Raw genomic sequence first — 1,158 nt, 5'->3', positions numbered from 1 at the left:
GCATCGCCTTGGTTAACGGTTAATTTAGGACCCAAAAATGGGTGTTCAATTAATCGTTGTGCTAAGTCTTTATCTAATTCAACAACCGTTAAATGGCCGCTTAAGTCGGCTACTGGCTCAGTAATTGCGCCAAGGCCGGGGCCAATTTCTACTAAGTTGTCTTCTGGTTTAGGATCAATCGCAGAGACTATTTTATCGATGATAGATTCATCAAATAAAAAGTTTTGCCCAAAACGCTTACGAGCGCGGTGTCCTAAATGTACTTTATCGGTCATTGATTTTGTGCTTTTTCTTGGGCGAGCTTAATTGCTTCGCGGATCGCTAATTCAAAACTGCCAACGTCAGCTGTACCAGTCCCTGCTAAATCGAGAGCAGTACCGTGGTCAACTGAGGTGCGGATAAATGGTAAGCCAAGGGTAATATTTACCGATTTACCAAATCCTTTGTATTTTAGCACAGGTAATCCCTGATCGTGATACATAGCAAGTACTGCATCTGCTTCAGATAGGTATTTATGTTGAAATAAGGTATCGGCCGGTAGTGGGCCAATTAAATTCATCCCTTCGCTTCTAAGTATTTCAAGCGTTGGGGTGATTGTTTCTATTTCTTCACGGCCTAAATGGCCATCTTCACCTGCATGTGGGTTTAAGCCACACACTAAAATACGTGGTTTTTCTATCCCAAACTTAGTTTGTAAGTCGTGATTTAAAATACCCGCTACTTTAGTTAAGCGCTCAGGAGTAATGGCACGCGACACATACGCAAGTGGAATATGCGTGGTTACAAGTGCAACACGTAAACCTTCAGTTGCAAGCATCATAACTACATCTGCAGTATTTGATTGCTGCGCAAAATACTCAGTGTGTCCGCTAAATGAAATGCCCGCTTTGTTAATAATGCCTTTGTGAACAGGGCCCGTAACAACCGCATCGAACGTGCCATCCATGTTTTTTTCGCTTGCTATACGCAAGGTATCTAACACGTATTGGCCGTTACCGTCGTTTAGTACGCCAAGCTCTACATCCGCACCTAAATCAACCTGATGAATATACAAACTGCCCGCAGGTGCTGCTATGGCGGGGGCATTATCATCAAATTCAATTAAATTTATTGTTAAGCCTAAATGCTTTGCACGCTCTTTTAATAGTTTGCCATCAG

Annotated in this window: 2 protein-coding genes; both read right to left on the bottom strand. The window is 42.6% G+C overall.

All coding sequences use genetic code 11. The annotated features are described in order from the left end of the window. Positions 1 to 275: rRNA adenine N-6-methyltransferase family protein (locus H5072_RS20035; RefSeq protein WP_310735908.1), on the bottom strand; the 275-nt coding region annotated here is incomplete at its 3' end. Beyond that, the coding region (gene pdxA, locus H5072_RS20030; RefSeq protein WP_182694587.1) for a 4-hydroxythreonine-4-phosphate dehydrogenase PdxA at positions 272 to 1,158 on the bottom strand (887 nt) is incomplete at its 5' end. The genes H5072_RS20035 and pdxA, both read right to left, overlap by 4 nt.

Source organism: Pseudoalteromonas sp. SR45-5, from assembly GCF_014163565.1.
In the GTDB taxonomy this organism is placed as follows: domain Bacteria; phylum Pseudomonadota; class Gammaproteobacteria; order Enterobacterales; family Alteromonadaceae; genus Pseudoalteromonas; species Pseudoalteromonas distincta.
This window is presented reverse-complemented; position numbering and strand designations above follow the sequence as displayed.